21 protein-coding genes are annotated in these 25607 nt (G+C 44.9%); 8 read left to right on the top strand and 13 right to left on the bottom strand.

The window, feature by feature from the left end; all coding sequences use genetic code 11:
* Nucleotides 1-13: 13 nt before the first annotated feature.
* From M3636_RS01340 to M3636_RS01330, 3 genes are all read right to left on the bottom strand, one after another.
* The gene (locus M3636_RS01340) at nt 14-1693 is read right to left on the bottom strand and encodes an S-layer homology domain-containing protein (protein WP_251381050.1); all 1680 of its coding nucleotides are present in this window, start codon (nt 1691-1693) and stop codon (nt 14-16) included.
* 195 nt (nt 1694-1888) lie between these two features.
* A complete protein-coding gene (locus tag M3636_RS01335) occupies nt 1889-3346 on the bottom strand; it encodes a glycoside hydrolase family 1 protein (protein ID WP_128103091.1) in 1458 nt (485 codons plus the stop codon).
* Nucleotides 3347-3698: 352 nt separating this feature from the next.
* Nucleotides 3699-3992 carry an antitoxin Xre/MbcA/ParS toxin-binding domain-containing protein gene (locus tag M3636_RS01330; RefSeq protein WP_251381049.1) on the bottom strand — a complete coding sequence of 98 codons (294 nt, stop codon included), beginning with the start codon at nt 3990-3992 and terminating at the stop codon, nt 3699-3701.
* Nucleotides 3993-4126: 134 nt separating this feature from the next.
* On the opposite strand from M3636_RS01330, the gene M3636_RS01325 reads away from it, so the two are divergent.
* From M3636_RS01325 to M3636_RS01315, 3 genes are all read left to right on the top strand, one after another.
* Nucleotides 4127-5191, top strand: a complete 1065-nt coding sequence (locus tag M3636_RS01325) for a suppressor of fused domain protein (protein ID WP_251381048.1) — start codon at nt 4127-4129, stop codon at nt 5189-5191.
* Between the two features lie 48 nt (nt 5192-5239).
* Nucleotides 5240-6001 carry a LuxR C-terminal-related transcriptional regulator gene (locus tag M3636_RS01320; RefSeq protein WP_251381047.1) on the top strand — a complete coding sequence of 254 codons (762 nt, stop codon included), beginning with the start codon at nt 5240-5242 and terminating at the stop codon, nt 5999-6001.
* Nucleotides 6002-6152: 151 nt separating this feature from the next.
* On the top strand, nt 6153-6941 hold the full coding sequence (locus tag M3636_RS01315) for a hypothetical protein (RefSeq protein WP_251381046.1): 789 nt from the start codon (nt 6153-6155) through the stop codon (nt 6939-6941).
* 110 nt (nt 6942-7051) lie between these two features.
* On the opposite strand, the gene M3636_RS01310 is transcribed toward M3636_RS01315, so the two are convergent.
* The gene (locus M3636_RS01310) at nt 7052-8794 is read right to left on the bottom strand and encodes an ABC transporter ATP-binding protein (protein ID WP_128103095.1); all 1743 of its coding nucleotides are present in this window, start codon (nt 8792-8794) and stop codon (nt 7052-7054) included.
* 145 nt (nt 8795-8939) lie between these two features.
* On the opposite strand from M3636_RS01310, the gene M3636_RS01305 reads away from it, so the two are divergent.
* The 3 genes from M3636_RS01305 to M3636_RS01295 all read left to right on the top strand — a co-directional run bounded on the left by M3636_RS01305 (nt 8940) and on the right by M3636_RS01295 (nt 14060).
* Nucleotides 8940-10382 (top strand): ABC transporter permease, encoded by a 1443-nt coding sequence (locus tag M3636_RS01305; protein ID WP_128103096.1) that lies wholly within the window; start codon nt 8940-8942, stop codon nt 10380-10382.
* A gap of 75 nt (nt 10383-10457) precedes the next feature.
* The gene (locus M3636_RS01300; protein ID WP_251381045.1) at nt 10458-11972 is read left to right on the top strand and encodes an ABC transporter permease; all 1515 of its coding nucleotides are present in this window, start codon (nt 10458-10460) and stop codon (nt 11970-11972) included.
* A gap of 261 nt (nt 11973-12233) precedes the next feature.
* Nucleotides 12234-14060: an ABC transporter substrate-binding protein gene (locus M3636_RS01295; protein WP_128103098.1), complete on the top strand. Its 1827-nt coding sequence runs from the start codon at nt 12234-12236 to the stop codon at nt 14058-14060.
* 89 nt (nt 14061-14149) lie between these two features.
* Here the strand turns inward: M3636_RS01295 and M3636_RS01290 are convergent, their stop codons facing one another.
* Nucleotides 14150-14605, bottom strand: coding sequence for a hypothetical protein (locus tag M3636_RS01290; protein WP_251381044.1), 456 nt, complete (start codon nt 14603-14605; stop codon nt 14150-14152).
* A gap of 223 nt (nt 14606-14828) precedes the next feature.
* On the opposite strand from M3636_RS01290, the gene M3636_RS01285 reads away from it, so the two are divergent.
* Nucleotides 14829-15029, top strand: coding sequence for a hypothetical protein (locus M3636_RS01285; protein ID WP_128103100.1), 201 nt, complete (start codon nt 14829-14831; stop codon nt 15027-15029).
* An 87-nt stretch (nt 15030-15116) separates the two neighbouring features.
* Here M3636_RS01285 and M3636_RS01280 read toward each other — a convergent pair whose 3' ends face one another.
* The 6 genes from M3636_RS01280 to M3636_RS01255 form a co-directional block, all read right to left on the bottom strand.
* Nucleotides 15117-15854, bottom strand: coding sequence for a cyclase family protein (locus tag M3636_RS01280; RefSeq protein WP_128103101.1), 738 nt, complete (start codon nt 15852-15854; stop codon nt 15117-15119).
* 235 nt (nt 15855-16089) lie between these two features.
* Nucleotides 16090-17016 (bottom strand): NADP-dependent oxidoreductase, encoded by a 927-nt coding sequence (locus M3636_RS01275; protein WP_251381043.1) that lies wholly within the window; start codon nt 17014-17016, stop codon nt 16090-16092.
* Between the two features lie 148 nt (nt 17017-17164).
* Nucleotides 17165-18112 (bottom strand): alpha/beta hydrolase, encoded by a 948-nt coding sequence (locus tag M3636_RS01270; RefSeq protein ID WP_251381042.1) that lies wholly within the window; start codon nt 18110-18112, stop codon nt 17165-17167.
* 317 nt (nt 18113-18429) lie between these two features.
* Nucleotides 18430-19635, bottom strand: a complete 1206-nt coding sequence (locus M3636_RS01265) for a cation:proton antiporter (protein ID WP_145408275.1) — start codon at nt 19633-19635, stop codon at nt 18430-18432.
* 3 nt (nt 19636-19638) lie between these two features.
* Nucleotides 19639-20145, bottom strand: a complete 507-nt coding sequence (locus tag M3636_RS01260; protein ID WP_251381041.1) for a cation:proton antiporter regulatory subunit — start codon at nt 20143-20145, stop codon at nt 19639-19641.
* Entirely contained in the window at nt 20135-20608 is a 474-nt protein-coding gene (locus M3636_RS01255) for a GreA/GreB family elongation factor (RefSeq protein WP_251381040.1), read from the bottom strand. Before M3636_RS01255 ends, M3636_RS01260 begins: the two co-directional genes overlap by 11 nt.
* A gap of 349 nt (nt 20609-20957) precedes the next feature.
* On the opposite strand from M3636_RS01255, the gene gdhA reads away from it, so the two are divergent.
* A complete protein-coding gene (gene gdhA, locus M3636_RS01250) occupies nt 20958-22334 on the top strand; it encodes an NADP-specific glutamate dehydrogenase (protein ID WP_128103104.1) in 1377 nt (458 codons plus the stop codon).
* Nucleotides 22335-22495: 161 nt separating this feature from the next.
* On the opposite strand, the gene M3636_RS01245 is transcribed toward gdhA, so the two are convergent.
* Together M3636_RS01245 and eutH are read right to left on the bottom strand one after the other, a co-directional pair.
* Complete coding sequence (locus tag M3636_RS01245; protein WP_251381039.1) at nt 22496-24445, bottom strand: beta-glucoside-specific PTS transporter subunit IIABC; 1950 nt, start codon at nt 24443-24445, stop codon at nt 22496-22498.
* Between the two features lie 72 nt (nt 24446-24517).
* Nucleotides 24518-25603, bottom strand: coding sequence for an ethanolamine utilization protein EutH (gene eutH / locus M3636_RS01240; RefSeq protein ID WP_128103107.1), 1086 nt, complete (start codon nt 25601-25603; stop codon nt 24518-24520).
* Between the last annotated feature and the right edge of the window lie 4 nt (nt 25604-25607).

The raw sequence follows: 25607 nt of genomic DNA, 5'->3' as shown, positions 1-25607 counted from the left end.
GTCTGAAAACTCGCTAGTTTGTTTCTATCTGATTGAGTCGATTAAGGATTAGCTGCAGTTGAGTGCCCGTAACAACCTCTGTTGCACCAAACTTTTGTTGTGTAACGCCCGACATGACGCCTGCATTTGCACTGTTCTGAATTGCTTCATACGCCCAATGTGTACGATTCACATCGGTAAAAGGCATCATTTGCTGACTGGCAGCAGGCTTCCAACCCCGACTTTCCAGAATATGATTGACGATCATTGCCATCTGAGCACGCGTCAATTCAGCGTCTGGTGCAAAGATCTGGCTGCGAATACCGTTCATCAAGCCCGCTTGCGTGACCTTGGCAATTGCCGAATCTGCCCAATCCGGTGCAGCATCTGTGTACAGATCGTCACTAGATGCTTCTGGTAGGTCTAGTGTTGTAGCAAGTACAACCGCGATTTGCGCTCGTGTCACTGCCTCCAACGGCTGAATCTCTTGTCCTGTGTTACTCTCGGTCTGTTCTCCAGTCACATGCTTCGTCAGCTTGAATAGATCCTCAAGCAATGCTTGATCGTTGAAGGCAGGCACCCATGACCAGTGCTTCATTGCTCCGTATAATCGTTGACTGTCCATATATGCATCATCATATCGTGTTAACTTTACGTTTTTTGCACCAAGTTCAGATAGGGCTTTGTAAGCCAAAGTGCTTGTCCGGCTGTCTGTAGTTGGATCATTATCAGCATGAATAATCCACATCGGCACATTAACGATATCTTTTAATTCTTGCTTAAATGCTTCCACAGTTCCCGTGTAATCCGCAACTGTATCTTTGGCAGCCACAACAATCGCTCCAGCAAAGAGATCCGGGTATTGAGTCATGAAGCGGAACGCTCCACCGCCCCCACTAGATACACCTGCTAGATAAATCCGATCCGCATCTACTTCGCCCTCCGCGACCAACTGCTGAATCAGTTCATACTGAGTCACAAAATAAGCTTGCATTTGAGCCAGTTGTTCGGGATTATCATAGATCTTAAAGCTGTAATTCTGTGGGTATTGAACTGCTAGAACAGATGTATCATATCCAGATTCCGTCCATACGACAGCACCACGGTTGGCCGTAAGATGACTCCGTCCATCCGTTCCGACTTCTCCACCGCCGTGAAGCCAGACCACAAGTGGCTTAGGTTCCTCAGACGGACTTCTTTTCAATCGATAGGACAACGTTTCACCATTACTGCCGGTATATTGCCCCTTTTCAAACTCATCCACTGTGCGCGTCTTCACTTCGGTCACCGATTTCTCATCAAATGACAACTCAGGATAAGTGGCACTTGTAACAGCAAATGTTGACTTCATACCCCCGGGAAATTTGAAGGGTTCTACCGTCATATGGATGGTATGATCCTGAATGGTCAACTTTATCCCATCATCTGAATAATTATCTTGCACAATTTCTTCCGCCTGATTTAACGGATAACCATTATAATTCCCAGTAATATCAAAGTCAGATGCCTTAAGGTCTTTATACTTCTCTGGATTGGAGACGGTAATGTCGAAGGATTCTACCATTTCTCCCGGATCACCAACATATGTATTGGCTTGAATACGAGTCACTTCGGTACTTTCTGCACCTGCAACAGCAGGAAGCACTGTAGTCAAACAAAGTGTAAGCGCTAACAACAATCCCATGTTTTTTGCATTTCTATTCCATCTACTCACGATATAACCTCCCGCAATAGAATCACTTCTGGATACTGATACGTATATAAAAAGCGGGCAAGCACCTATTAAAAGGGCAGTAGAAAGCATAAAGCTTCTTAGAATGCCTATTTTCCTAGGTTTTGCCCGCTTCATATTACGGTAACAATCCCGAATTCACTCACATTATTCGGTTGGAATCAGGTGAAAAGCGTATTACAGTTGTTCACCATTCGTTGCAATTACATTTTTGTACCAATCAAAGGAATCTTTCTTCGAACGTTCCAATGTTCCGTTACCTGCATCATCCAGATCAACGTAGATGAAGCCATAACGCTTGGACATTTCAGAAGTTGACATACTTACAAGGTCAATTGGACCCCAAGCTGTGAAACCAATCAACTCTACGCCATCTTTGATAGCTTCTTTCATTTGCTCGATATGCTTCTTCAGGTAATCTACACGATACGTATCGTGAATGGAGCCATCTTCCTCCACTTTATCGTATGCACCCAGACCATTTTCAACGATGAACAATGGTTTTTGGTAACGATCCCAGAAGTTGTTCAATGTTACGCGCAGACCGATCGGATCGATCTCCCAGCCCCAGTCGGAAGCTTCCAGATAAGGGTTTTTCACGCCACCAGTCAAGTTACCTGCTGTTTCTTCCAAATCAGCGGAAGCTGATTTTGTTACAGACATGTAGTAGCTGAAGGAGATGAAATCAACGGTGTTGTTCAACAAGATTTCGTCATCGCCAGCTTCTTTTTGGATCACGATGTTGTTTTCTTCAAAGTAACGAGCCATGTAGTTCGGGTATTGACCACGAGCATGCATGTCTGTGAAGAACAGGTTAAGCTGGTTCTCATGCTGAGCCAGTTGAACATCTACTGGATTACAAGTTGCTGGATATGTCTCCATACGTGCAAGCATACAGCCCACTTGGGAACCTGGGATAATCTCATGCGCAAGCTTCGTTACCAATGCACTTGCAACAAATTGGTGATGCAACGCTTGATATGTGGTTTGCAGTTTGTTATCAACTTTATCAATGAGAATACCGCCGCCAGTGTAAGGACTGAACACCATTACGTTAATTTCATTGAAAGTAAGCCAGTATTTTACTTTGTTTTTATAGCGATTAAATACGGTCTCTGCGTATCTAACATAATGTTGGATTACTTCACGGCCAGCCCAGCCGTTATATTTTTGCGTCAAACCGAGCGGAGTCTCATAGTGAGACAACGTTACGAGCGGCTCAATGCCATGTTTCAACAATTCGTCGAATACTTCATCGTAGAATTTCAAACCTGCTTCATTTGGCTCTTGATCATAACCGTTCGGGAAAATACGTGCCCAGTGGATGGACAAACGGAATACTTTGAAGCCCATTTCTGCAAACAATGCGATATCTTCTCTGAAACGATGGTAGAAATCAATACCAAAACGTTTAGGGAAACGTTCTTCGATTTTGCCAGCCAGAATCTCTTCAATGCGTGAAGATGAAATTTCCATTGCATGGCCGCCTGTACGCTTCTCTTTCGGAACATGTGCGATCATATCCGCAGTGGAGAGACCTTTGCCATCCTTATCAAATGCACCCTCCAATTGGTTCGCCGCTGTAGCGCCGCCCCATAGGAAGTTTTCAGGGAATCCTTTTTTAGCTGTGGTCATGAATAACAACCTCATTTCAATTTGTATTTTTATTGACAAGTCAGAAAGATAGAATATCCAGCAGAGAGCAAAATCAACACCATACCCACGACATTATTGTTCAATCGCAACAAAATATACACGTATATTTTTACGCAAAAACAAGAAAAACCTAAACTCAAGGTAAAATAGCATCCCGAAAAAAGGAGCCTTCATTTCACCATCAGTTTAGGTTTTGCCTGTCTACGCAGTTACAATCCATCAAAAGATGTCGTTTACGTATTCTGTTGTGTTCTCTTGTGATGTAAGCGTAACATAATCATTTCACAAAATCAACTTCACTGTACATCAGTATATTTTGAACACTGTAAACTTACCGTGGCATACGCAATATTGCTGCTCTAAGCGCGTTGGCTCCCTCTTCTGTTTCCAAATAACTTACAGGACTATGGTCCCCCAGAGCAGGGGTGTTCTTCTCTAGCCATTTAAATGTATACTCCCCCATTTCACACAAAAGCACTTGACTCACATCTTCCGGAATTTTCTGTAATCGTGCGCGTTCTATCCACTTCGGATCCACCTGCGCATATAACTCATCAAACAATTGAACGAACGCATCCCAACTAGCCTGATTAAACTCTTCCGAATAGATCCCTTTCATACTCATGTAATATCAATCCCCATATGACTAGTCCGGTCTCACACAAATTCATCCTAAAGCCGCTTTGAAACCGCTCCTGTAACCGTTAGACTTAATTTTAAATGTTTTTCGGGGGAAAGAATAGTCAAGGAGGATTCATCATGTCTCAAGAAGAAAACACTTCCGGCTGGGATGCTATTGATGCTGCGGCTCGCGCACTCTATGGTAATCAACAGCCTAAACACTACGGGACTGCGATCCCTTATATGCTTGGTGGTTCTGATCCTCTCAATGGAATAAGCGCATATCGTGTGGAGATACCAACGCCGCATTGGCATTTCATCACGTATGGCTTCTCAGAACTCTACGATAAAGAAACAGCTGACCCTGAACATAGTGGTTATGGATTTGAATTGACCTTCCGACTACTGCGGAATGTGGAGGAAGAAGAACCTCCCGCATGGGCACTGAACCTGTTGCAAAATATCGGAAGATACGTCTTCAACAGCGGCAATATCTTTCATGCAGGAGATTATATGGACGCTAACGGTCCAATCTGTCTTGGCTCTGACACACTGCTAACTGCACTAGCTTTTATCGAGGATCCTGATCTTGAAGAGATATCTACACCGAACGGTAACGTTCAATTCATTCAGATGGTCGGCGTGACATGTAGAGAGCTGGAAACGATACAGACATGGAATACACGTGGATTCTTAGCTGCATGCGCTAGCTTTATGCCGAAATATGTTACCGATCTCATGCGTAACTCCTATGTGGATATTCCTGTCGTGGAAGAGGCTGTAGCCAGAGGTATCGAGCAAGAAGGTTCCAGCACTGCCTTCCTGTTCATACAACAACTTGAATGGACGTCTAATCATCAAGAAACGCTTCGAAATACTGAATCTGCTGTACTTCAAGTTGGAGCCAAGCAGGCTCGACTTATCGGCAGAATATTACGTAGTCGCACGGCAAAAGGAGATTCTCTCTCCTTAATCGGACCTAACGTGAACATCACGTTTAAGGCTGGAGACGAGCCATCTTTTCACGAGAACGAAAACGAAGTTACCTTAACTGTAAATGAAGCAGCGGTCGCTGAACTTATGGAGAAACTTAAACCAAAAGCGCAAACGTTCGATTTGAACACCCTTCCGGGTATCACCTTCCGCATTGTACGTACGGAAATTACCGACCCAGACGGGAACATCATTGATACGATTGGCTAATAACGAGAGATATAATGACGACAAGTTGCATCGCAAGGAGGAAACGATATGAGTGCGACAACAACCGCTTTAAGCAAGCATTGGCCTACAACCCAAATGCCTGTACCCAAGGCAGCGCAGATCAACTATTTATCCAAACCCCAGCTCGACCGGGTTCTAAAAATCAATCATTTTCTAATTCGTGCCTTCCAGCACAGCATCTCTAATATTAAAGAAAATTTATCAGGAACGTATATGTTCCTCCTTACAGATTCAGATGGCGTTCTCATCGCTATGGATCACAGTTGTGATCTAACCTCTGAAGTGCAGCAGTCTCCTATTCGCCTGGGGATGATCTTCACAGCCAAGAGCTGTGGTGTCAACGCTATATCCGAAACGATGGATCAACATAAACCGATATTTCTACCACCAGAGTTGCATGAAAACCCACTTTTCCAAACCTGGCACTGTTATGCTACACCCCTGTCTGTGGGTCTGAAGCATTCCGGTTATTTAGATGTGTCTACGATTAACGCAGATCTGCAGAGTGAACTTATTGCTATAGCCAAGCTCATTCCTGCATTTATGCAAAATAGCTATCAGAGTCTGCAAGCCTCTCAGGCTACTGGACAGAATTCGGTGGAATTCACCGATCGCCAGTTAACGATCCTCGAGATGATCTCGAACGGACTTACCGTTAAGGCGATTGCACTCCAATTAAAAATTAAGGAATGCACCGTTAATCATCACAAAAAAGTAATTTTTAACAAATTAGGTGTGCAATCGAGCACTGAAGCTGTTTCAATGGCTAGTCGATTGTCTTATTTATAACAGGTACCCCTATAGATTCCTATAGGTGGGAAAAGAGAACAGGTGTGCTAACATTATAGAGTACATATGTACACTTGAAATGCGTGTTCAAAAGCGGACTTTTGAACAGCCTCTTTATTCAAGTTAAGAGAACACACATCAGGAGGGTATTATGTCTATTTCTAAAAAAGCTTCACTATTTGCCATGTTAATTATGATTGTACTCGTTGCAGCTGCTTGTGGCGACAAAGCCGATACTGCTGCAGGCACAGATGACACGACCAAAACAGAAACATCCACTGCGGGCACAGATACAGATAACACCGCAAAAGAGGATTCAGAAAACACGGAAAGCACAGAAACCACTACGGAAGCAGCTTCAGAAGATAACACCCAAAATGTCGAGCTTGGAACAACGGAAAAAGGTAGCTATAACAACGATTACTTTGGTGTATCCCTGAAATTCCCTGAAGCATGGGAGTTCCAAGATGCTGCGGGTATGAATCAATTGACTAGCGCTTCTTCCGAAGCTATTGCTGGTGATGATGCAACGAAGAAAAAACAACTAGAATTGTCCCAGGAAAAAACACTCAACCTGCTAATGGCATCTGAATTGCCACTTGGCGGACAACAAGTTGGTCCTTCCGCTATGGCAATCGCTGAGAAGGTAAGTTTGCTGCAAGGCATCCGTACAGGTAAAGACTATCTCGAAGCAACAAAAGAGTTCATGCAAGCGAGTCAGTTCCCGTATGATTACAAAGACATCACCACTGAAACGATCGGTGGCAAAGAGATGGATCTGATGCAAATCACGATGGACGCTGGCAATGGCACAACGATTACGCAAGACTACTACAGTGCTATTATCGAAGGTTATGCTTTTAACTTTATCTTTACGTACCTTGACGACAAGAGCAAAGCAGAGATTGATACGATCAAAAAATCTGTACAATTCAAGTAATCTTCTTGCCATTATAGGTATACATCATACGTATAGAACCCCGATTAGAATCTTGCTGATTCATGGCCGGGGTTCTTTTTCGTTACAACGCTGTACCGTCACAGCTCCGTTTAACTAGATATGGCTACCCAATGCCCGTCAGACACTTCGACCCAACTGGAATGTTCCAATTGATAGCGATCCACACCAGCATCTCGGTGCTCATCACTTACGATTCGTTTCTTCTTCGACTCGATCGCAGGGTCTGGAACAGGAATGGCCGATAACAATGCCTTCGTGTAGGCGTGCTGAGGGTTGCTGTATAACTCTTCACTCTCAGCTAACTCGACAATTTTGCCATTATACATAACCGCTACACGGTCACTGATATGTTTAACCATCGATAGATCATGCGCAATGAAGAGATAGGTCAGACCAAGACGCTGCTGCAACTCTTCTAGTAACTGCACAATCTGCGCCTGAATGGAGACATCCAGTGCGGATAAAGGCTCATCACATACAATAAACTCCGGTTCCACGGCCAGCGCCCTTGCAATCCCAATCCGCTGCCGTTGCCCTCCTGAGAATTCATGTGGATAACGCTGGGCATGCGATGGATCAAGCCCTACTAGTTCTAATAATTCCTCTACCCGCTTCTCACGATCCGACGTATTTTTAGCTAACCCGTGAATATCGAGCGCTTCGCCAATAATGTCCATGATTCTCATTTTGGGATTCAATGAAGCATACGGATCTTGGAAGATAATCTGCATATGCCTTCTCATGGTTTTCATCTCGGAAGCAGACAGACGATTGAGCGGAACTCCTTTAAACAACACTTCACCGCCCGTAGGCTCATGCAATCTAAGAATTGCACGTCCAGTCGTGGACTTACCGCTGCCTGATTCCCCCACGACCCCCAGCGTCTCCCCTTGGCGAATATAAAAGCTAATATCATTCACGGCCTTCAGCGTATTACCCTTGCCCAGATTGAAATGCTGGCGAAGAGACTTCACCTCCAGCAAAGGTTGATGATCCTCCAGATCACGAGGAACAAGGGAGACCGGCTTGGGCTTCTTCTTCTCATCCAGTCGAGGTAAAGCGTTAAGTAATCTGGAAGTGTACGGGTGTTTCGGACTTGCAAAAATCTCGGCCGTTGTGCCCGTTTCTACGATCTCCCCACTTTTCATGACCACGACCCGATCACACATACCTGCAACAACCCCAAGGTCATGGGTTATCAAAATGATCGAGGTACCTAGTTGCTGCTGCATATTTTTCATCAAATCCAGAATCTGTGCCTGAATGGTTACATCAAGCGCAGTCGTGGGTTCATCGGCAATCAATAGCTCAGGTCGGCAAGCAAGTGCAATAGCGATCATGACACGCTGACGCATTCCCCCGGAGAACTCATGTGGATACTGATTGTAACGTACCTCGCCTTGTGATATACCCACCAGCTCAAGCATTGCTATCGCTTGTTTTTTTGCTTCTCGCCTGGACACTTTCTGATGTTTAATCAAACTCTCCGAAATTTGTTTACCAATCTTAATGGTCGGATTAAGTGAACTCATTGGATCTTGAAAGATCATTCCGATATCCCGACCTCGGATACTTTCCATTTCCTTCTGCGTTTTGTTCACAAGATTGGTTCCCTTGAACCAGATCTCCCCCTGTTTCATACGTGAAGGTGGAGATGCCAGCAATCTCATAATGGAGCGAGCCGTTACACTTTTGCCACTACCAGACTCTCCTACAATACCAAGTGTCTCACCTGGACGCACCTCGAAACTGACGTTCTTAACCGCCTCAAACTCATTCTCCCCAGAATGAAAAGAGACCGATAGATCATTTACCTTTAACAAAGGCTGCATCACAACACCTGCTTCCTTCCATATTTTCATAACCTTACGTATGTACACTCTTTATTCCTTGACAATCCGTAGACCCTAAAATAATATATACTATATCCATCGGAATAATGCAATTTTAACTTGGATGAAAGGAGGTTCACCTGGGTTGAACTTAGCAGAAGGCAGCAGAATGTCACGGCTTGCGCACACCTTGGGCTTTATCTACGACAAAATGTTGCTCCACCCCTCCTATCGATATGTTCTATTCATTCTCGGCTTGCCCGTTAATTTAATCGTGTTATTGGTCTGGAGATCCAGAAGACAACAGGATGGCTGGAAGGTCGCTAGGCAAGAAGCAGAAGAGGAAATGCTGACCCACGCCTATCGAGATCAACTTCGCGGAGAAATAGAAGAACAACTTCGACGGAAGCATCGCTTCTTCAAGCAGCATGTCAGTGAGAGCGAATTTCAACGTGAAACGCAAGAATGGCTAGAAGAAACACTTCGCAAAGAGGTGAACGAGCGTACAACATTCAAGCTTCGGGAAAAAGGACAACAACGAACAACGATGGCGGATACCTTCCGCTCACTGATTAACCATCCGTGGTTTCTCGTCTTATCCATTATTCCAGGCTGTCTGATGTACGGCATTTTATTGTTGTATGGCAATCCCTATCTCAAGTACATATTTGAAAGACTACTCATGACTATATTCGTCATAATGGGCGTAGCCACACTTGTATTCACCATCTTATATCTGTCGCCGTTTAATCCGGCAGCTAACATTCTGGGAGAGACAGCGACACCAGAACAGATTGCAGCTTTTAATCACGTGTATGGACTAGATCAGCCCTATCTCGTGCAACTCTGGAATAATATCAAAGGAATTGCCTTATTTGATCTAGGGAAGTCGTTTGCGGGGAATGAAGATGTCACAGCCACCATAGCTCGGAAGTTTCCGATTACGCTGACTTTGGCTGTCATCTCACTGTTGATTGCGATTGTGATCGCATTGCCGATCGGCATTATCTCAGCCATCAAGCCGAATTCATTATTTGATTATACGTTCATGTTTATCGCATTGATCGGATTATCGATTCCTAACTTCTGGCAAGGACTTATTTTCATTCTGAATTTCTCAATCAAAATGCAATGGCTACCCGCTACCTTTAATCCTCAGAACTGGTTATCCATGATTATGCCAACCATCGTTCTGGGAACCGGACTCACGGCGGCTGTTGCACGGATGACCCGTTCTTCTACGCTCGAAGTCATTCATGAAGACTACGTCATGACTGCTCGGGCTAAAGGGCTAAGTGAGCGACATGTCCTGCTAAAACATGCCGTTCGTAACGCATTGATTCCTATCGTAACGGTTGTCGGTCTACAATTTGGCGGAATGCTCGGCGGAGCCGCGGTAACAGAGAAAGTGTTTAACATCAGCGGTCTGGGCAGCTACATTGTGGATAAGCAATTTATACCCGATATTCCGAGTATTATGGGCGGAGTAGTATACACTGCAATTACGATTTCGATTATCAATGTGATTGTTGATCTGATGTACGCTTTTATTGATCCGAGGGTACGTTCCAAGATGAAACAATATTAAAGTTTGTGTTCAAAAGTCTGGTCTTTCTGGTCTTCCTTATCTTTCTTACAACCGCTTAAAGCAGGTGCAATTTAAATGAAAAAATCAGGTTCTATTACACAAGAGATGCGTTTTCGACTGAAGTCTTCTTCAGAATATAGTCAGGCTAGCTTTGCCTGGATCACTTCGCTACTCTTGACATTGCTATTAATGTTCAATAGCTATGATTATGGGGAGAACGTGTTCAAACCATTTATTCTAACTGCATTTCTGGCTTACCTGTTCTTCACACTCGTTCAGAGCTTCGTGACCTATCAATTACGCAAAGACCTGATGCGCGATGGCTCAATCTCTGTCTGGACTCGCAGGATGGGATGGATTCAACTTCTGGCCATCATCACAGGTAATATTTTTCTTGTCACGGCTGCTTTTCATCTGATTCGAAGAGGTAAGAGCGTTGGGTATACCTTCGCTGTTTATACCGTGCTGACTCAGCTCTTCGTAATTGGCGTATCTGGCTTGAATATATTCAAACCCTACGTGGCGGATACATTTCTTCCAGCAATGGCGGTACTTCTTCTGATTATGGTCATTGATCTGATCGTGCTGTTCGTCGTATCCCAGTATGCGCCAGCACAGATGCTTCCTCGCTGGATGCTAATCGTCAGTGTAGTGCTTATTCTGACTTCAATTACAGGCAACCTGTTTGCTCTGTTGCTGGGTGTTACCCTTCTGGGACGGATACGCCGCCAAGGGAAGCAAAAATCTAACTTCTGGAACGATCTATGGGAACGACTCGCTCCAAATGTAACTGCGATGTCAGGCTTGTTCTTCATCGTTTTCCTATTCTCGATCTCGATCTGTAGCTTCTACACGTTCGACTACAGCGTAGCCGTGGAGAACAATTACTCAGCCCTGTTACAACCACCTTCTCTCGCCTACCCGCTTGGGACGGATGATTTTGGACGCGACCTGTTCTCCCGAATTGTATTCGGTGCTCGAATTTCTCTCATTGTAGGTTGTATGTCAACCATCATTCCCGTATTGATTGGTGGAGTGCTTGGAGCATTCTCAGGCTTCTATGGTAAACATACAGACAATATCATCATGCGACTGCTCGATGTACTGTACGCTATTCCAGGTATCCTGCTTGCCATTGCGATCATCGCGGCATTTGGAGCGAATACCGTCAACCTGATCCTGGCGCTTAGCCTTGGCTCTATCCCGACTTACGCTCGAACAATGAGAGCGAGTGTGCTCTACGTATCTACCTTTGAATTCGTAGAGGCAGCACGTGCACTCGGATATAACAATCGTTCCATCATTTTCAAACACATCATTCCGAACTCACTAGCTCCAATGATTATTAAGTCTACACTTACGATTGGTGGAGCCGTCATCGCCACGAGTAGCTTAAGTTATCTCGGACTCGGCGTTGAGCCGCATATTCCGGAATGGGGCAACATTCTCAAACTCGGCAGTACGTATCTGGAGACACATTCGTATCTTGCCATTTATCCTGGTCTTGCCATTATTCTACTTGTTCTTTCGTTTAACTTTCTCGGTGACGGACTGCGCGATGCGCTTGATCCTAAGCTTGAAAAAGCATAATTTTATTTAATTTTTATGTTCTACTAAACGTTTTACACGAGAACGGAGAGGACAGAAATAACATGGAGAAGCAGAGCGTTCGGCTAAAAGCTTTCTGAAAGAAAGCTGCATCGGAAGCATACGCTATCCCCGGATTTCCCCTTAGAAAAGGAGAATCAAGAAAATCTGGGGATAACAGCGATCGGAAGGTTATTCTGTCATCGGAGTGGCAAGTGTAAACATTTTTAGGCGAACTCATTCATTCCAATAGGAGGTATTTTCATGAAAAAACGTACACTCATTTCGCTGTTACTTATCTTGGTCATTGTGATCTCCGGATGCAGCGTTAAAACAAAGAGCGACACTCAGTCTGAAGCATCAACTTCGGATACAACAGAAACTACCACGAATCAAGCACCAGTAGACATTACATTGCTGGCACAAAGTTCTTCCGAGAACGATGTAAACATCATCCGTGACCAACTGACTAAGAACGGGTTCAACGTGAAGTTGAACCTGCAACCGGATTACGGTAGCTACAAATCCCAACAGGACGCTGGGAATTATGACATTGCTTTGTCAAGCTGGACAACCGTTACGGGAAACCCGGACTATGCCGTTCGTTCTCTGTTCAAAACAGGTGGAGATTACAGCATTTTGGCTGATGAAGAAATCGACAAGTTGATTGATGAAGCAGCTACGCAAACGCCAGATCAATACAAAGAAACGTACAAGAAATTGGAGCAACGTCTGGTAACTGATCAAGCGTACATCGCTCCAGTCTATAACTCCCTCAAAAACCAGGCACTGAATAAAGATGTGATTAACCAAGATACTGTGCGTTTGTCCAAATCACGTGCAATGGCTTGGGAACCGATTCAATTCAAGGACAGCTCCAAAAATGAAACTGATCCTTTGATCTTGACGCAAAGTGCGTCTGTTCTAACTTCTCTTGATCCGATCAAAGGAAATGACGGTTCCATCAACCAACTGAATACCAATATGTATGTACGTCTAGTCAACCTGACGGATGACGACCAACTGACTGCTGAGGGATCCCTGTCCCATAACTTCAGCATCGCGGATGGAAACTCCGAGTACTACTTCGTCTTGAGAGATGATATTAATTTTGCCAAAATCGAAAACAAAAAAGCAGTAGATACAGGTGAACGCGTTGGTGCGGACGACGTAATCTTCTCCATGGATCGTGCCAAAAATAAAGATTCCGTACCTGATCACCGGACATACAGCTTGCATGAGCACATCCAAAAAACCGAGCTGGTTACAGATCTGAGCGTGCTTGAGTCTACGCAACAAACTGGTGGTGGCGGTTCAATCAAGGATGCATTGGAACAAGGATTAGACAGCAAAATTACAGAGCTTGTATCTGACAAAACCAAAGCAGACAACGGAGCAGGTAAATATCAAGTTATCAAACTGACAACAACTGAACCGTTCCCGCAAGTATTGAACTACCTGGCTCACCAATCGGCTGGTATCGTGTCCAAGAAACAAGTGGAAAGCATCAACACTTATGATGTAGCATCCTTTGATGTGAACAAAGACATCCCTTATGGCGATCAGAACACAGTAACCGAAGGAGCAGCGTACAACAATACGTTGTATACAAGCGGACCATACATTTTGTCATACAAAAATGACTATGAAGGTGTATTCCTCAAAAATCCTGGCTATCGCACAGGAAGCGAGTATGCACCGAAAATTTCACAAGTAAATGTACGCTTTATCGCAGATGCAGACAGCGCACTTTCCGCCCTGCGTAGCGGTGAGATCCACCTCTACTACGGTGTGCCTGAAACGAAGTATGACATCGTTGAGAGTGACAGTAAGCTGCACCTACAGAGCATTCCGAGTAACGCAGTTTCTTACCTGCTGTTCAACACAGCAAATCGTGAAGTATCCAAGAGCAGTGACCTGAGAAAAGCTGTGCTGTACTCTATCAATCAGGATGAAATTCTACAGTTCTACAAAAACAACAAACTAAAAGCATTCTCCACATTAAGTCCACTGGTTGACACAGGCAATGAATTAAAAGCTGATCCAGCCAAAGTAAAAGAGTTCTTGAGCAACTACAACGCTTCAAAATAAACGGTTAACAACAAACGGCTGTACCAGATCGCTTCTTGATCGTGGTACAGCCGTTTTGCATCCAATTTTTAATATATCTTCATAGTTATTTAGTGCGAATATCTTTGTTGTACCCCAGGCCATAGGGTTACGATCTGAATTCCTATGCCCCATGCAAAATAGATTAAGTGTATCAACGAGGCGGCCTGAATCCAGTACACCTGTGCCATAATCCAGATTAAGAGTGCAAATCCGGTATATAAGGAGAACGTCCAACCCCAGTAGCGGTCAGGAAAGAGATTAAGCTTCTCACAGAGCGCTGAGCGAATGTGGCGGATTAGCGAAATACCGATGATCAAAGGCATCACGCCAAGAACTAACATTAACAATATGCCCGGAATCAGAAAGTTGGCAAATGGAGAATGCTCCAATAACGTATTCGGTAAACCAATTGCGTTCCCCGTCGGATCGATAATTAACATTATTCCTCCAGCAAGTGCTCCTATCCCTAATATCCCATGCATCATTGCAAGTAGCCACGATCTGCCTAATGTTGGCTGTACCATGAACCCCGCCTCCCACTCATCTCATTACTTAATCTCCTGCCAAACGCTCCAATGCATGAAGATTATATTCGACCACACTAAGAACATTCTCACACAAGGTGACTCAATGTTCCTATGCTTCTTGTCACTACAAGGATTCGACAATATCTATCATGGAAAAACTTGATAAAAGAACGTATGTTCGGTATAATAGAAATCTATCCTGAATGAGCGAGAGGCAGATATGGACGACAAATTTATTAAGGAATTACGCGAGATTAGTCGGGATGACAGACGGAGATCTGAATTCATGATCCAAGGCTTGAAAGAAACGTTAGAGGGAAGAAAAGCAGAGAATGCATTTAAACGTTGGATTCGGCGCAAGAAGGAACAGAAGAGAATTACGGAACGATTCAATCAAGCTTCATCATCGGACCATAAGTAGTTAAAGTAGTAAATAGAAAAAAAGGAGGCTTTCGCCTCCCTTGCATTTTACATAATACATTTGTATAAGACGATACCTTAATTAGATTTATGGCAGAATAGCAAAGGATCTGACCGGAAACCCGGACGCTTTCTCTGCTTTGGGAACGAGATTGAAGATGACTGCGCCTTTGGCAGGAACCTGATCCAAGTTTGTCAGAAGCTCCACCTGATATGTATCCTGTGCCAAGACATAGTATTCGGCGAGTAAAGCTCCATTTTTGCGATAATCTATTGCTGAATCTGTATCAAAGGTCTCGTGACCGATAGCCTTTACGCTCCGTTCTTCAAACAAAAATTTTAGTGCGCTTACCGACCATCCTGGTGCATGACTGTTGCCATCAGCATCTTTATTATTGAATAACTCATGGCTAGGCCAACGCTTGCTCCAATCGGTACGTAGAGCGACGAAGCTGCCCGCTTCAATCTCACCGTGTTCTTGTTCGAATGCTAGAATATGCTCTACATCCAGCGTAAAGTCAGGGTTGCTTGCTACGGCTGCCGACTGATCAATTACAACTAGTGGTAATACTAACTCTTTCAACCCGAGTTGATCCAGATAACGAGTATCACGCACAAAATGGATCGGTGCATCTAGATGCGTGCCATATTGCCCAGGAAATCGAAAACTTTGTGCAAAAAATCCTTGGTCGTGATTGAATAGCGTATCGAATTGAGCTGCATCAAAGGCTGAGAAGTGAGGTGAATCTGGCCCAAAGGTATGTGTCAGATCTACCCACTTTTTTTCTTTTAACAATTGAATAGCTTGAATAAGTTCAGTCGACATCAGGATCACCTCATATGTAGAATGGAATAAATTCCCCCTATTATATCTCAACGCTGCACATTGGTGAAGAATTTGTTGTGCTGCAAACTTCATACGAACGAACAGGAACACATTAAAAAACCGCTCTCCTGTATGGAGAACGGCATATGATCTTAAGGTTGTGAAGCGTTAATTCCACTGCAATATTCACCCTTTATCCATCTTCAGCTTGCTTGATCAACTCATGGATTTCGAACTAATTCGTGGTAATAACTAGCTTACCCCGTGTATGATGTGACTCACTTTTTTCGTGAGCATCACGCAATCCCTGTTCAGTTAACGGATACGTTTCATCAATGATCGACTTCAATTTCCCTTCAGCTGCGAGCTCGGCCAACTGTTCAAGTTGATCTCCCTTAGGCTCCATCATGAACACGCTGCCTATCACGCCAGTCTCCTCCGCCAGCTTCTCATCCGGCTGCTGCACAAGTGATACTAGACGTCCTCCAGACTTCAACACCTTGAAGCTGTGCCGCTGTATATCGCCGCCCATCGTATCCAATACAACATCGTAGTCTGAGAGAATCTGCGAGAAATCCTGTTCCTTGTAGTTAATGAAATGATCCACACCTAACGAGCGAAGTAACTCTTCATTTGCTGCACTCGCGGTGGAAGCAACTTCAGCACCCAGCGATTTGGCAATTTGAATGGCATATGTGCCTACTCCACCCGCACCGGCATGAATAAGCACCTTCTGTCCTTTGCCCAGACGCCCATGATCCACTAGTGCCTGCCAAGCTGTCATCGCGGCGAGTGGAATCGCAGCTGCTTCCTCAAAGCTCAACTGCTCTGGTATGCGGGCAACAATATCTGCATCTACAGCAACATATTCCGCATAGGTTCCGAATTGCCGCGGACGAGCGAATACCCGATCCCCTGCTCTGAAACGCGTAACGTTTGAACCCGCTTCTACCACAGTACCTGCGACATCACCACCTAGAATCATCGGTAGCTGATCTGCCGCTTCTTTCAAGTGACCTTGTCTTATTTTGAAATCAACTGGATTAACAGATGTCGCCTGTGTGCGGATCAAAACCTGATTCACACCGCATGACGGTTTATTAACTTCCTTTTCCTTCAATTGCTCAGGTCCACCAAATGCTTCAATCACTATAGCTTTCATGCTAAATCCCTTCCTTTCTTGAAAATGGAATGACATGTCATGAGCTTATTCTCATAATCTTCTCTATTTATGATTACCCCATTCATCGGTTTACTTGACCTGAGGTCACAGCATTTTCATTCCATAAGCTAGGGAAGAGCTAGTGACACTATTGAATTTTTTGTAAAAATCTTAGAACTGCTTCTTCCAATTGCTTCAAACCCGGTTGTTCTATAGGGAAATGACCTGCTCCCTCCAAAATGACACATTCCTTCTCCACGGCTAGACGGTCAAAGAATGATTGACTGAAGTGTAACGGGGTCATTGGATCCTGTTCAGGATGAACAAGTAGCACCGGGCATTGGCTGAATTGTTCAGGGCTCACCTCTAGCGTTTTATTAAGGAATGTTCTTAATAGCTCCAAAGGGACAGACGTGCCCGCAGCCTGTGGATCATTCATAATGAGACGGGTTAAGTCCTTATTATTCGTAATTAGTTCCATGCGAGAGACCCGTTTAACCGAAATACGTATCGGATCTAATAGACCGGGTAAAAGATCCATCATACGCTTACCTACACGACTGACTAATCGATTCGAAGTAATCTGGTCACGCAGATCAGGGTCACTTGTATCTACAAATGTAGTTGCAATTAATCCCTTAACATGTTTATTTCGTACACTGGCGTGATAGGCCAACATTCCACCAATGCTACTGCCCAATACAACGAACGGTTTACCGTCTTTACTGTACTCTCTTTCCATAAGGTCAACTAACAGTGTGATCCATAATTCATAGTTTATCCGCTTGCCATGCAATGAATAGCTTAGTCCATACGGTGGTAGATCGGGTGAGATCACCTCGTAACCATTGTTCTGTAACATTCGTGCATAGGGAGCGAGTAACCGCCCATTTCCCCCAGCGCCATGAATAAACAAAATTTTGATAGGAGACTCTGGTACAGGTAATCGGTCAATGTGAAGATGAATTCCATTGCTTTCCCACCATTCCTCCTCAGGGGAAGTACTTTCACTCAATCTAACTTCTTCAGGAAAAAAAGACTGATACTGCTTCCAATACAAATGCGTTGTCTGGTATGAAGGCAAACTTTTTTGCATATGTACACTCCTACTCCTATGTCTACCAAAAAAGCCGTACGATGTACGGCTATATGACTCGTCTATTAATCATACTTAATCTTATACCACATATCCCTTCATCCGGGAACTGCACGTTACCCGTTACCATGTATGCACCGCCTCATCCATCGTTTGACAGAGCCAAAATACTATCATACAGCATATATCTCGAATGAAGGTGCAAAAAAGCGCCACACCTCGGAGACGATAATTCTCCAAAGAAGTGTGACGCCTTTCTTGCCTTATACCTGTCAACACAGCTTATCATGTCTATCAAGGCTATTGAAATTACCTGCTTATCCGTTTTCCTTTCGTTTCCCCCGATTCCGGAACCGTTCATACCTCGCATACAGGCGAGGAGATTCTTTTGTCAGAATAGGTCCAAGCACTGCCAGAATCAGCACGTATAACACGGCAAATGACTGAATGGAAGCCATCAGACCTCCAGCCTTACCGATATTCGCCATAATGATGGAGAACTCTCCCCGCGAAACTAGAGTGAAGCCTACATTCAACGAAGCCTTCGTCGACATACCCGCCATTTTACCAGCAATCATGCCTGCACCGTAATTGCTAACAATGGTCAGAACGACGGCAATCAGTGTCATCCCGACAGCACCACCGAGAGAAGATGGCTCAATGGTCAGGCCAAAGCTGAAGAAAAACAGCGCACCAAAGAAGTCCTTGAACGGCATAATTTGCTGTTCAATTCGGCTGACATGTCTGGATTCACCAAGCACAAGTCCAATCATTAACGCACCGATGGCCTCAGCGACATGCAGCGTTTCCGAGAATCCAGCCACGAGGAACAGGAGTGTCATGATGGTAAGCAAGAATAATTCCGATGACTTGATGTTGAGTGCTTTATCAATAGCTTTGATACTCTTCCTGCCAATAATCAGGAACAATACGATAAAAAGCAGAGCAGAGAGCGATACTAACAGCACACTCAGGAACGAGGTCGCCCCGCTCAGTACAAGTCCAGTCAGAATCGAGATATGGATTGCGATGAATAGATCATCAAACATGATCATGCCCATAATAATTTCCGTTTCAGGATTCGCCGTCCGCTTCAAATCCACAAGCACTTTGGCTACGATCGCTGTAGATGAACTGGTCATGATGCCGCACACAACCATCGTTTCCTGAAGGGGCAGACTCATCAACCAGCCTAACAGCAAACCTGAAACAAAATTAAGACCTACATAGAATACACCACCCGTAAGGATGGCTTTACCCGATTTCAACAATCGGGAGACCGAGAACTCCAGTCCCAGATAAAACAATAAAAATAAAATACCCAGCCTGCCCATAAACTCAATAAAAGACGAGCTTTCGATAAATCGTAAATCCACAATGCCAAACTGCGGTGCATGCGGTCCAACAGCCATACCGACCAGGATGTAAAATGGAATAACTGAAAATCGTAGTCGTGCAGATATTAATCCTGTAAGTGTAATTAGCGCAACGGCAATTCCCACCTCAAATATGAGCATATCCATAGGCTATAGCCTTCCGTCAACAAGCAAACGTTTGAGCTCTCTGAGCTGCTCGCGCTCTCCTGCAACAACAAGGGTTGCCCCTGCGGTAAACGCATACTCAGGCCCTGGGTTAAGCTGCTTCGCCCTATCCTTCTCCACCACAGCCAGAATGACTGCGCCTGTAGCCTGGCGAATGTTCAGATCCCCGATGGTCTGCCCAACACTTGCCGCATGCGGCTCAATCCGCAGCCATTCAATCAGCAACCCATCTAGCATAACCTCGCGCTGCTCCTGAAATTGCGGTTTATACGTCATCCCACCGACTATAGCGGCGACCGCTCTTGCCTCATCATCATCCAATGTCACCAAAGACCTCATATCTCCAGGTTCATCCGGTAGATCTCCGGACTCCATATGAAATAGATCCCGCCGCTCGTCATTATGAATGACAATCACCAGATGCTCACCGCTGCGTGTGTGCAGCCAGTACTTCCGACCAATGCCGGGCAGATCTGTCTCTTTAAAGTGCATAATCTGCACCTCCTTCGACCTTCCGCGTAACCGGCTCGCGCTGCAATTCAATATCTGTAATGCGCACCCGCATCGAACCTGCAGGGATGTTCACACTCCGGGTTTCCCCTTTGTGAGCAAGCAACAACTGTCTCCCCACCGGGGAAAGGAACGAAATGCGATTCTCATCTGCATCTGCCTCTTCCGGCATGACGATCCAGAACGAATCTGATGTATGGAAGTCCACATATTCGAAAGTGATCCAGCTTCCAATTAGCACAGTTGAATCCAACAGTTCATCTGATCCCAGCAGCAGCTGCTCCACATGTTCTGTGTACGTGGTAAGCATTCGTTCCGCCTGGAACCATTCAGGTTCACGCACGTCAAAATAGGCGTTGAGAAATGTTTTTTTCTCTTCACCCAAAGTAATGAGCTGGCTCACCAGCATCTCTCTGCAATTATGGCAATGGGATCTATGGTTCATAATAGATCTCACCTCCTATACAAGCCTTGTTCTCTTGGTTCATGTGTCTGAATCTTTGCAACATCTTGTATGCCTCCTTGAATATAAAATGAAGATCCCGGTTGCCGAGATCCCTACATCCATCTTACCAAAACTAATTATTAAATCCAGCTAAATAGGTAACTTGAACTAAGTCTTAACATCATATGGTAGATCTATAGAACATTTTAATAACGTCATAAAAAACATTTTATGGATTTCTATCTCGTATTTTTATAGCATTTCCTGTATATTTAACTACAAACTTTTGTGCAATTTATGCAAATGGGTAATTACAGACTTTAACACGACAAAGGAGTGCATCAGAAAAGTGTCCACACTAACGAAAGAATCTACTCAGTCTATCGCTTCACAATATGTTCATTCCGTCTATGAATCCGTAGTCGCTAGAAACCCGCAGGAGAACGAATTCCACCAAGCGGTAAAAGAGATTCTGGACTCACTCATTCCTGTCATCGAGGCTCATCCTAAATATATGGAGAACGGTCTGCTGGAACAATTGGTTGAACCTGAACGTGTAATTACCTTCCGTGTACCTTGGGTGGATGATCAAGGCAAGGTTCAAGTTAACCGTGGATTCCGCGTACAGTTCAACAGTGCTATCGGCCCTTACAAAGGTGGAATTCGCTTCCATCCATCCGTATACTCCGGCATTGTTAAGTTCCTTGGTTTTGAGCAAATTTTCAAAAACGCTTTAACAGGTCTTCCGATCGGAGGAGGTAAAGGCGGCTCGGACTTCGATCCAAAAGGTAAATCAGATCAGGAAGTGATGCGGTTCACGCAAAGCTTCATGACCGAACTCTATAAATATATCGGTGCAGACACAGACGTTCCCGCGGGCGACATCGGCGTAGGTGCTCGTGAGATCGGTTATATGTTTGGACAATACAAACGCATTAGCGGAGGTCACCAAGCAGGTGTCCTGACAGGAAAAGGTCTGCTCTACGGCGGTAGCCTTGCTCGTACAGAAGCGACAGGCTTCGGTTGCGTGTACTTCGTGAACGAGATGCTTCAAGCCAAAGGATTAAGCTTCAAAGACAGCACGGTTGTCGTTTCCGGCTCAGGCAACGTATCCATCTACGCGATCCAGAAAGCTCAGGAGCTTGGAGCCAAAGTTGTCGCTTGTAGCGACTCTGGCGGATACATTCATGATCCGGAAGGAATTAACCTGCAAACCGTGAAACGTCTGAAAGAAGAGAATCGTCTACGGATTAGTGAATATGTGAAGGAACATCCTCATGCGGTGTACACCAGTGGTTGTGAAGGAATCTGGTCTATTCCTTGTGATATTGCATTGCCTTGTGCTACTCAGAACGAGATTGATGAACATGCGGCAGCTACGCTTGTGGAAGGTGGAGTAAAAGCGATTGGCGAAGGAGCCAATATGCCTTCAACGTTGGCAGCTATTGACCTCTTCCTCGAAAAAGGCGTCCTGTTTGGACCAGCAAAAGCAGCTAATGCTGGCGGCGTGGCTGTGTCTGCACTTGAAATGTCACAGAACAGCATGCGGTTGTCCTGGACATTTGAAGAAGTAGACGCGAAGTTGCACCAAATTATGAAAAACATCTACACAAGCTGCGTAGAAGCTGCAGAAGAATACGGCTGCTCAGGAAACCTCGTTGTAGGCGCAAACATTGCTGGCTTCCGTAAAGTAGCTGATGCTATGCTGGCTCAAGGGATTGTATAGTTCTCCGAAACCTGTATAAACGATGCGAACAGGTTCGTATGGTAATGGTATAAATATGCACTAGATTATGATGTGCATGACAAAGGGCAGCGATCCGTGAGGATGAACGCTGCCCTTACTTTTTACAACCAATTCCAATGAATTCGTATACAAGAACTCTTTTATTTAACGCTGATTAGAGCCGCACCCTGTTCCACCTGAGAAGAAGAATTGATCTGAATATCCGAATACGATGAGGTATTGGATACAATGACCGATGTTGTCGTATCATAACCAGCCGCTTGAATAGCCGCAAGATCAAACTCCACGAGCTTATCCCCCTTACGAACGACATCCCCATCGGAGACATACGAGGTGAAATGTTTGCCTTTTAAACTCACCGTGTTGATCCCAATATGGATTAATATCTCTACGCCATCTTCAGATAATAGCCCAATCGCATGTTTGGTCTTAAATATCGTCACAATCACGCCATCAAAAGGTGCATAGGCTACGCCTACACTAGGTTTAATTGCTACTCCTTGCCCCATTGCGCCAGTTGAAAATGCCTCGTCACTAACTTCCGTTAATGGAATGATTGTACCTGTAAGCGGACTATATACCGTGTGCTCTGTTAACGTTCCTGTTGCAGTCTGTGTAGCAGAACTCGAAGTTGTACCTACAGTAGCATTTGCGACACTCGAACCAACGACAGTTTGCCCCTGCTCTACGCCCCCTAGTTTAGCCGAAGACGACGCTACCGCAACGGAAGGAGCAGTATTTCTATAACCAAACATATACGTCAGAATAAACCCAAGTACAAAGGCGATAACAATCGAAAGGATGAACCCAATAAATCCGGAATCAATTCCCTGAGGATTAATGAACAATGGAATACCGAACACCCCAGCACCAAAGCCGTACGCGGTAGAACCCATGAAACCAGCTACAGCTCCTGCAATACCACCTGCGATGGATGCCATCACAAATGCCTTTTTCGCTGGCAAGGTTACACCGTAAATAGCTGGTTCTGTTACTCCCATAACGCCTGAGATCGTCGCAGACATCGCAATCGGCTTCAGCTTCTTATCCCGCGTTTTGATTGCAATTGCAAAGGCCGCACCCGTTTGAGCAAAGGTAGTACAGTACAACATCCCATTGATCGGGTCGAATCCGTTGGTCACCAGGTTATTGAGTAGGATCGGTACAAAAGCCCAGTGTAGTCCAAAGATAATAATGGTCTGCCACAGACCCGCCAGCAGCAAGCCAGCAATAATTGGACTAAGCCCATATGTCCACATGGCCCCTTTGGCAAGCAGATCACTGATCAGTGTTGCTACTGGACCTACCGCCATAAAAACAACCGGCGTAATGACCGCTAGTGTAATCAGCGGTACGAGAAACATTTTAATAGAAGAAGGAGATACTTTCGTAAGCCATCTCTCGAAATTTGCTGCCAGATAGGATGCGATAATAATCGGAATAACGGACTGTGTGTAATTGATTAACACAACCGGGATACTCAGGAACGACATACCGGTTCCCGCTGTAGCGGCAGCCGTCATCGTGGGATACACAAGTGCAGCACCGATGGTCGCTGAGATGAAGGGATTGCCTCCGAACTTCTTACCTGCCGAGAATCCAAGTATGATCGGGAAGAAATAGAACAATGCGTCTGCGGTTGCAAATAAAATTTTGTATGTGTTCATGTCTTCCGTGAGCCATTTTAATGTAATGAACAGAGCGAGTAAGCCTTTGAGAATACCCGCTGCTGCAAGCACACCGACCACTGGCATAAATACACCGGATACAACATCAACAAAACGGTTGAACAGACCACGCTTTTCACCTGCGTTCCCCTGCTCTGTCGTGGATGCCGAAGGATCTCTGCCCATTGTTTTCAACAGAGATTCATATACCTTGGGCACCTCATTGCCAATGACAACCTGGAACTGACCCCCACTTTCCACAACAGTAAGCACGCCATCAATCTGCTTAATCTCATCCTTGTTCGGAGACTTCATGTCCTTAAGATTGAAACGAAGACGCGTTACACAATGAATCACACTATTAATGTTATCATTGCCACCAACTGCGCTTAGAATTTCCTTAGCTGTTTTGTCATGATTCATGGTCTATACTCCTTCACATTCATACTGTAGTGTTGATAAAACTAAATTATACGAACCCATTAGTGATCCTGACTAATTCATTTTGGAGTCTGATGTGCTCGTCCATGCGGCTACCAAGGCGGCGCTGATGCCACCTGCCAGCTTGCCAATGATCATGGCGGTCACCATTGTTCTGTCCATTCCTGCTACAAATCCCAGGTGTCCACCGAGCACAAAGGAGCCACTCACCGCAAAAGCAATACTAATTACTTTACCTCTCGGATTCATATCCTTTACTAAGCGAAACGTCGGAATGTTATGTGCCAGTGAAGCAATAATCCCGGCTGTAGTTGGCGCATCCAAATGTAACATTCGCCCTGCTCTTGCGAGCGGCTTCTGACAAGTTTTGTTGATCACTGCGACCATGGGGAAAGCTCCTGCGAGCACAATGGCAATGGTGCCGACAATGGTTATCCCTTCAGATAAAGGAGCCATACCCGGAATGATCACCCACCCAGTGAGTGTCTCAACTCCAACAGCCACAAGTCCAATTAAGGAAATCAACGTGATACCGCTTCCAAAATACTTAAATACCTTCACCGTCAGATCTGTATATAGATACAGTGCGAGCATAATGAACACGGATAATATGACGGGTATGATCAAATTTCTTAGAATGATCTCCATCTGAATTCCAGCTACGATACCTCCAACCAAGCATCCAACAGGAATGGTGCTAATGCCAATCAGTACACCTTTAGCAAAATACGGATGATCCTTGCGTTCAACTAAACCCAAGGCTACGGGAATGGTGAATACAATGGTCGGTCCAAGCATCGTCCCGAGAAATACCCAAGAAAAGAGCCCTGCCTCAGCACTCTGAGCCATCTGACTGGCGAGTGCATATCCTCCCATGTCCACAGCTAGAATTGTATTAGCGAAAGATGCCGGATCGGCACCTATCGCTTCATACAGAGGAGATATTACGGGAATGAGCAGACCTGCCAGTGTTGGCGCCAGCGACACAATTCCGACCATAACCAGCGCAAGTGTCCCCATTGACATCATGCCTTCCGTGAACGCCGATCCAAGACCCATCCGATTCCCCAATGCCTTGTCCAATGCACCAAGCACCATGAAGGCGGCAATGACGGTCATGACCATATCATTCATCGACATAACT

The sequence above is a fragment of the Paenibacillus sp. MER 99-2 genome (assembly GCF_023714095.1).
In the GTDB taxonomy this organism is placed as follows: Bacteria; Bacillota; Bacilli; order Paenibacillales; family Paenibacillaceae; genus Paenibacillus.
The sequence above is the reverse complement of the archived record's forward strand: the minus strand, read 5'-3'. Positions and strand labels throughout refer to the sequence as shown.